The 8276-nt window shown below is 39.6% G+C and carries 2 protein-coding genes; both read right to left on the bottom strand.

Annotated features, from left to right (window positions below):
- Positions 1 to 445 (bottom strand): peroxide stress protein YaaA (gene yaaA / locus RYL77_RS01015; protein WP_315009188.1); only part of this gene is annotated, 445 nt, incomplete at its 3' end.
- Positions 446 to 700: 255 nt separating this feature from the next.
- Positions 701 to 7843, bottom strand: a complete 7143-nt coding sequence (locus RYL77_RS01010) for an SIALI-17 repeat-containing surface protein (protein ID WP_315009186.1) — start codon at positions 7841 to 7843, stop codon at positions 701 to 703.
- Positions 7844 to 8276: the final 433 nt, after the last annotated feature.

The following is an 8276-nucleotide window of genomic DNA, read 5'->3' as shown; positions in this document are numbered from 1 at the left end:
TCATAGCCTCATCATAGGCTACCTTCCAATGACTCTTCAAAGTCTTACCAGCGACCTTTAATTTCATCAAAAAGTCCAAACGGTGAGGTGGCATAGGTGACAAGGCTGGAACAACTCCGTACAAAGCCGAAGTAATAAAGACATGATTTTCGAGATAGGCTTGCTCTACCTCGGTCAATTTGTCTCTCTTGATATGACGGTACATAAGCCCATCAAAAAGTTTCAAGGCTGGATAGTGTTGGGCAGTTTGCCTTTTCAAAGCTTGGATATGTTGAAATTCTTCCGCCGCCTTATCGACTGATACCTTATAAAAACTCTCCAATTGACTAGCAGAATAGAGAGCTAAGGCATCCAGAACGGCCTGACTTTCTGGTCTTAAAGGAGTTGCCTCAATCCTTGGCAAATCTGTGTTCATTTCTTTTGCTGTTGGGATTAAAATTTTCATATTAATGGTGTAGCATATTTTTTTGCCGCTACCAAGGAATTCATCTGAAAAGAGACTGGGGAAAAGTCTTAAACCTCAGAAAAAACGCATAATATCAGGTGTTGAAAACCTTAATACGATGCGTTTTATCATGCAAAGATCTATTATATTTCTCCTCAAATTGAGGTTCTATATCATAGTAGCTCTGCTCATTCATCGATTCAATTTTTAATCCTCGATCAATTTATAAAAATCAGAATGCTTTAGAGATAAAGCCTAATCTTCTTTACGTTTTGTAGCCAATAGTGCTGCTGACAAGGCCAAGCTAACACCTGCTAAGAAGATTGCTATACCAGATTCTCTCTCACCAGTTTCTGGCAAGCTATTTTGATCTCCTTTGACTGCTGAAGCCTTTCTTTCTGCAGTCTGGTTATTAGCTATGTTCTGTACTGGATTCTCTGTTTTCTCACGAACTGGTACTTCCTGATTTCCTACTGTTACTGGAACACCTTTATCCTCTGGAAGTTTACTATCTTGAGGCACTCCTGTATTTACCCCGTCTTTAAAGTCAGGCTTCTCAGCGATTGGTGCTACCTGATTACCTACAGTTGATTGTTTCCCTTTGTATTCTGAAATGTCGTTAACTGCTCCTTCAACAAAGTTAGTACCTCCCTTGAATTCAGGGACTTCATTGACTAGCGCAGGCTCCTCGCCCTTGCTATTTGAAATAGATGCTTTCACTCCTACCTCGATAATGCGGTCTTGAGCCTTTCTTTGTTCAGTATGAACAAGACTTCTAGTAGTTCCCACAACTTGAATATAGTCAACTTTTTCTCCATCTTGTCCTTCAGAAACAACACGACGTTGGCCTTGAGCAAGTTCAGGATTTTCACGAATAACTTCTTTAAATGGAAGCGGAGTCTTTTCAATTTCCAAGCTTAGAGTTTCTGCTACTAAGTTCTTAACGCCTTCTGTTGGTGTTGTTTGGAAGGCTGACTTAAAGTGTAAACGATACTCTTTCATAAGATTTCCATCTTTAGAAACAAGACGAACGAGTGTTGGAAGATTGGTATTTCCAGGATCCACAACTGTAACTACTCCATGTCCACTAGTTGTTGCAGTGACTTTTGGTTTTGAACCCATTGTTGTTAGAGTATAATCTGTCACATTTGGATCAAAGTTTTCCAATGCTTTTCCAGCAACTGAAATAGTCACTGAAGGAGTTTCTTCATCTCTTACTTTAGCAGGAGAGTAAGCACTAAACTCTACTACTGCTAGACCATTAGTTGTAGATTTACGAGTCAAACGTGCTCGAATAGCTGTTGTCTGAATCGGATCAAATGTAAATTCAATCGACTTACCAGCCACGATTTCTCCAGAAGCTTTGTAAGGAATTGGTGCCCAATTTTCTGCCTTGTTGAATGGATGGTCGGCATTTTCTTCATAACGAGAAATCCTACTTGGTTCTGTAAAGGCAGGACCAATATATCTTTCTAGAACCATTTTCTCTGGGGCATCTGTTCCACTATCTTTAAAGAATTGAATGGCTACTTTTCCAATAGATTGGGAGGCCATTTTGCCGCCCTTCTTAAAGAGTAGTCCGACAGAAGTTTCTTGATTTTTCGGAGTACGAGACCAGTTTGTCCAACGTCCGTCCTCATTGTATTTTCCATCATTGATGTAGAAAATTCTATCATGTGAATTTACTTGTACATCATTCGTTGTCGAAGCAAAGGCTTTAGAATCCGTTTCATTGTTGCTTGGATTTTCTGACAGAACTTGGTTACCTTTAGCTACAACTGTTACTTGCATTTTGGTGCTTAAATCTGTACCTATTACATGACCAGTTACTTCAAAACTTCCCTCCTGTTCTGTCGCATGTTCAGGAATGGCATCCCATTGAACTGCAAGGTTAGCCTTAACCCAGCCAGCTTGTGAAGGATAATAGACTGTCACTTCAGCAGGCAATTGAAGTTGATCACCAACATTCAAGATTTTAGCACCATTTTCTGCAGCAAGAGGTTGACTAGTTTCTCTCTCATCATTACGGAAGATTCGATATTCTTTCAATACCGTACCATCTTCTGCTTTCAAGATGAAACGCGTTGCGCCTTTTGGACTTGTTGCAGGCACAACTGTTACCAAACCATTATTGCTAGCTGTTACAGTGATTTCTTTGCTAGATTGAGGAATATAGTAATCAGTCTTAGATGGATTAAAGTGTTCAAGATCCTTACCATCTACCTTGATAGAAATCTCTGAACTTGTAGAGCTTAAGACCTTGTTTCCAAGGACAGTTAGCTCTGTCAAACCAACACCAGCTGTTCCATCTGCTTTCTTCATGCGTATACGAACAGCATAGGTTTCTACCTTATCAAATGTAAAGTGATTTGTTTGAGTTGCAGATAGCTGACTTGGAGCATGTAAGTTTTCAACTACTTTCCAATTGTCAGGATTATTAAATGGATGATTGCTATCTCGTTGAGCATTATTGACATCATTTGGAAGATCTGGAACTTCCTGACCTACATAGTATTCGATAACGTATTCTTTTGGAAGACCAATTGTTCTATCGCTATAAAAATCAACCGACAAATTGTTGACAAAACGTTTCGTCAAGTCTCCTGAATTACCAAACAAGATAGAAGCCCAGTCATTATCAGTATTTGTTCTCCAAGTAGTCCATCTATTTTTAGCGCCTGTTGTCGTTCTTGACACAGTCAGGTCGTTCAAGGCATTAGCTGAATCATCTCCTCCTGTATTCGATACAATGGCAGCTGGCAATTGGGAGCCTGTCCATTGTTTAGAGATATTATTTCCAGCAACAACTTGACTAGACACTCGAACATGAGCTTTAGTGGTAAGATTACTATCAACTAAACGACCATTGATTTCATAGACTCCTTCAGTTTGACTAAAGTTGGCTGGAACCTGATCCCAAACCACATCTTTGTAGATAGTTGTTCCATTAGAATGGTAAGCACGAACATTAGCTGGCAATTGAACCGACTCACCCTTAGGTACTGTAAGGCTGATTTCCTCTGCAACTTGCAAGCCTTCAACCGTCACCGTTGCTTGAGCCTCAATATCTGTACCTTCTACATGTCCTTTAATGGTAAAGCTATGATAGTGCCCCAATTCTTTTTCAGCTACTTTGTCCCAAGTTACAGCTACCTTACGAGGCAAACCCTTATCAAATTCTGCTCCAACTTGACTAGGTAAATTAGGTTGCTGATTGATATCGGTAGAGATAGAAACTGGATGAAGTTTAACAATTTTCTTCTCTACTTTATTTTCTTTAATCACCAATTCAGTTGCGACAGATTGCGTTTTTTCTGTTTGATTGTCAATACGAGGAGTTAGAGTAACACGACCCTTAGTATAGAGCAACAAGTTCTGTCCATTTACCTCAAGATGACCACCATCAGCTGACTTGGCTTCTAAGTGGACATCTGACGCTGAAAATTCCGTCTGTGAACCGTCCTCATAATGCCCAATTACATGATAAGGGAGAACTTGGTCTTCTGCTGCCTTCTCTTTTCCTTCAACGTTTACTTCCAAGCGGGTCAAGGCAGGTGCTTCCTTCACGAATTGAATCAAGTAAGTTTGAACTAAATCCCCCTTTTGGTCACTCAAGAAGACAGAAGCCTGATATCCATTATCAGCAGAAGCTTGCTGAACTGTTACCTGATAGCCTGTAGTCTGTGCTCCAACACTTGGAATTGTTCCAGTGTAAGGAAGAGATACACGATAATAAGTCTTGCCAGACTCGAAGTTCTCAAGAGCTTTATCCCCAACAGTAAGTCCTGTAATGCTACTTGTTGTTTCCTTATTGCTTGCGATAAAGGTTGCCGTAACTTCATGACCATCATCTACTAATTTACCAGTAGCCTCCGTACGTCCCCCTTCCTTGGTCAAAGCAGCAGGATCTTTCAAGGTCCATGAAACAACCTCTGTATCAATTAAGCTACCATCTGTCAGAACAGCTGTGACCGTTTTATCCAAATCAGCCGCATTTGTACCAACCGGTACTGTAGCAACTTTTGGCAACCATTTATCTAAGGCAACCACTTTTACAAGTGCCTCAGCTTGAGTTTCCAAACCTTCCACTCGTCCAGATACTTTCTTTTCACCTGCACTTGTAAGTAAGTCAGATGGCACTTCCCAAGTGACAGTTTTTTCCTCAACACTGCCATCGCTATAAATAGCTGTTACTGTTTGAGGCAATTCAGGATTTGTAGTCACGTCAGGATTTGTAGTCACGTCAGTTGTTGCTTTTACAGGAGCAAAGGCTACAAAGTGACGGTTTTCTTTCTTACCAGACACAGTTGCGACTGTTGCGCTATCAGATGTCAAGCCAGCAGAATCTGCATAAAGAGTAAATTTACCTTCTTTTTCTGTTGATTTTACAATGACAACCCCTTTACCATTGAAAGCACGTCTTTGCCATGTTCCATCTGCTTGAGCTTTGTAGCGTTCACGACTAGCTTGTTCTCCATTATCCACACCAACGATTTGTCCCTGACCATGCAGATTAAAATGAACAAGATTATTCGCTGTTGGTACAACATTCCCGTCGCTATCAACAATTTCGTAATGGATGTAAGATAAATCTTTACCATCTGCAGTAATAACATGCTCTTCTTTAGTTAGACGAACTCTTGCTGGTTCCCCTGCACTTGTCACACTATCACGCGCAATTTCATTCCCATTTTCATCTCGAGCAATCGCAGTCAGTGTACCTGGTTGGTACTTAACAAGCCACTCAAGATACAATTCACTTGGTTTAGCTCCTTCATGATAAGGGCGTCCATCTTCTGTCCTTTTCTTAGTAAATTCCTTTTTACCAAGCGACTGACCGTTTAAGAATAATTCAACATTTGCTGCATTTGAGAAGGTACGAACTGGAACCTTTCCATCGACCAGCATCTTGCGATCCTTAAGGGTCTCTTCAGTCCAGTTCCAATGCGGTAAAATTCGGACAGTTGGTTTTTCTTTATCACTATACCACTCACTACGGTAAAGGTAGAAATCATTCTTGGGCAAACCAGCTGTATCAATAATACCAAAATAGGAACTTTTTACAGGTGTACTATCCTGGTTATGCCATGGCGTTGGTTCACCGATATAGTCAATTCCTGTCCAGATAAATTGTCCAGCATATCCAGCATGATCACGGTCAAAAGTCCATGATTCAGTAGCTGTTCTTCCCCATCCAACACGGTCATTACCATAATCAGATTGTTCATAATGACGATTTGGACTGTTATCATGTCCAAGAATTCGAGCAGGATTGTAATAAGAATCACGCGTTCTTGTCGCTGAAGACGTTTCAGAACCATAAATGAGCCAATCTGGATGAGCTCTACGAACAGCATCATAATTGCGTTCTCCATAGTTCATACCCACAGCATCCATAATTTCTGCAACTTTCAAGAAATCACCTGTAGATGCACGACTAAATTTATTTTCACCCATGGTTACGTAACGCTCAGTATCAATCGCTTTGATAACAGCCTTCAAACGTTTAGCAGTTTCAATAGAACGAGGACTACCATTTGCCTCCTCTACCTCATTTCCAAGAGACCACATCACAATAGACGGATTGTTCTTATCACGTTCTACCATTGTTCTAAGATCAAAATCAGACCACTTCTCACCCTTCTTAGCTTCAGGATGAGTTGCATCTTGATCAAAGAACCGTCCATAGTCGTAAGTCTTCTTGCCACCATACCAAGTGTCAAAAGCCTCCTCTTGAACCAAAAGTCCTAGACTCGCCGCAGCATCTAGCAACTGAGGGCTCGCCGGGTTGTGAGTTGTACGAATGGAGTTGACTCCCATATCTTTCAGAAGTTTTAATTTTCTGTAGGTAGCCTTATAGTTTTCTTCTGCACCCAAGGCTCCATTATCATGGTGAATACTTACCCCGTGGAATTTCATGCGTTCACCATTCAGAGAGAAACCTTCCTTAGCAGTCCAATTGAAATAACGGTAACCAAATGTATCTTCTGTTACATCAACTAACTGGCCTTCTTTATAGACTTTTGTTTTTAGAACATAAAGTTGAGGATGGTAACTTTTCGTTGTCCAAAGAGTTGGCTGATTAACCAAGATATTCTGATTAAATTGTGCTGTTTCATTTTCTGCCAAACTCTTAGTTGCAGAACGAACTAGTTCTGAAACAGCTTTACCCTCCTTAGTGAAAATCTGTTGCTCCACAAAGACATTCGCAGCCTTTTTATCTGTATTTTTAATCTTACTTTGAACTTGTGTTTCAACATTGCTATTTTTTTGTTCAGCTAATTTTGGTGTTGTAATGTGGTTCCCATTTTCCGCAACATGGACTTTATCACGATAACTAAGGGTTACATCACGATAAATCCCACTTCCAGAATACCAACGACTACTTGGTTGCTTATTGATCACTTGAACGGTAATGGAATTTTCACTGCCATCCTTGTTCAAAAATTCTGTAATATCATAAGAAAAATGATTGTAACCACTTGGATAATGTCCTACAAATTTACCGTTTACATAAACCTTAGAATCCATGTAAACACCATCAAAATTGATACGAACATCCTTGTTCTTGTCTACTTCATTCAGTGTAAAAGTCTTACGATACCAAGCTGCTCCACCATTTAACTGACCACCTTCATTGCGAGCAGGAGACTTGTGATCGAAGTCAAAATAAATACTCCAATCGTGTGGAAGATTCAATTTAGACCAATCATGAACATCCACATCTTTTTTTGAAAAATCTCCTTGGGCGTTTAGTTTAAAATACCAATCTTTATTGAAATCTTGTTTTCGATCTGATAATAGCTGCTTCTCTTTTTCAACATCCGCTTTACTTAACTCTTTAGAAAGCGCTTGCGTTTTTTCAGAAGAAGATTTGATATCTGTAGTCGGTTTTACCTGATCCTTTTCTAAAGTCTTTTTAGCATCCTCTTTTACATCTGTCTCAACTGTTGCTGTAGATTTCGGATTTTCTTCCGCAGTCTTTAGATTTGTCTCTTCAGACTTTTGCTTCTCCTCAGCTTCGTTTCCTTCTCCTACTTTATTCGGAGTTTCAACTTTAGGACCAGCCAATTCATGGTTGCCTTCATTAACAGGTTTAGCAGAATCCGTATCCTTAATCCCATTTTCTTCTGTTGCTTCAGATTTTGGCTTTACAAACTCACGTCCACCATTCTCATCAGCCTTTGCGATAGCAGCTGCCACATCATCAGGAAGCTTATCTAAAGGTTGGGGTTGATGAACCATTGTTTCTTCTGTCTGAGTATTGGATGAAGACAACTCCTCAGCTTGTACAGCTGACAAGCCAAATATACTAGCTCCAATCATCACAGATGCCACACCTATAGCAAATTTACGAATGCTATAATGACAACGTTTATCGAAAAGTCTTTTGTTCATTAAAATCCTCATTTCTTTTTCTCGACACTAAGTAAGCGTTTACTTTTTAAAAAATAACCTCCTTCTGAATACACAACTAAGCATCAAGTTTGTTTTTTTGTATATATTGAATATATCAAAATGAACAAAAATTTGCAATCTTTTTATGAGTTTAATATAACAAAAAAGAGGGAGTAAGTATCCTATAACGAGAAGCTTAACAATTGGTAAAGAATCTAGTCCGAAACTATCAACTATTCAAAAACCACACAGTGTTGCTTTCAGCTTGATGATGCTCAATACTGAAATCACTGTGTGGTTTTATTGTGACATTAAGGTTTATCCGGGATCATTGAATAACTCTTTTTCGAATTCTTATACTCAATAAAAATCAAAGAGCAAACTAGGAAACTAGCCGCAGGTTGCTCAAAACACTGTTTTGAGGTTGTAGATA

Source organism: uncultured Streptococcus sp. (assembly GCF_963516515.1).
Taxonomy (GTDB): Bacteria; Bacillota; Bacilli; order Lactobacillales; family Streptococcaceae; genus Streptococcus.
Note: the sequence above shows the minus strand (reverse complement) of the source record. Positions and strands in the feature narration are given on the sequence as shown.

Coding starts and splice junctions, on each gene's coding strand:
- RYL77_RS01010 (WP_315009186.1), bottom strand. CDS start 7,843: ATGAACAAAAGACTTTTCGATAAACGTTGTCATTATAGCATTCGTAAA.